1 protein-coding gene is annotated in these 395 nt (G+C 62.0%); it reads left to right on the top strand.

Going from position 1 to position 395, the window contains the following annotated elements; all coding sequences use genetic code 11:
* The coding region (locus AB4Y92_RS26285) for a DUF418 domain-containing protein (RefSeq protein ID WP_441822294.1) at positions 1-309 on the top strand (309 nt) is incomplete at its 5' end.
* Between the last annotated feature and the right edge of the window lie 86 nt (positions 310-395).

Genomic DNA, 395 nt, shown 5'->3' on the forward strand with positions numbered 1-395 from the left:
GTGATGATCGGCGCCGGCCTGAGTTTCTTCAACCGGCCGCTCGGAATGCGCATTGGCCGGATCTTTCAGGCGGATGGCCGCCTATCCCTTTCGCTCTACATGTCCGAGTCGATCGTCTGCGTGCTGCTCTTTCTCGGCTATGGTCTTGGGCTTTACGGGCGCCTCGGGCCCGCGGCCTGCATACTTGCGGCAGCCGTCATCTATGCGTCGCTGCTGGTGCTGGCGTCGCTATGGTCGCGGACCTTCAGCAAGGGTCCGTTCGAGTGGTTCGTCGAGCGCATGGCAGGGCCGCGTCGGTTGCGGCAATGACGGCCAATAGTGCGCGATAACGGGCAATATTGCGCCTTGCCGACCTCTCCGACCCTCGCCAAAAGTCTTTGACACCAAAGTGCGAG

Source organism: Lysobacter sp. TAB13, assembly GCF_052113885.1.
In the GTDB taxonomy this organism is placed as follows: domain Bacteria; phylum Pseudomonadota; class Gammaproteobacteria; order Xanthomonadales; family Xanthomonadaceae; genus Lysobacter; species Lysobacter gummosus.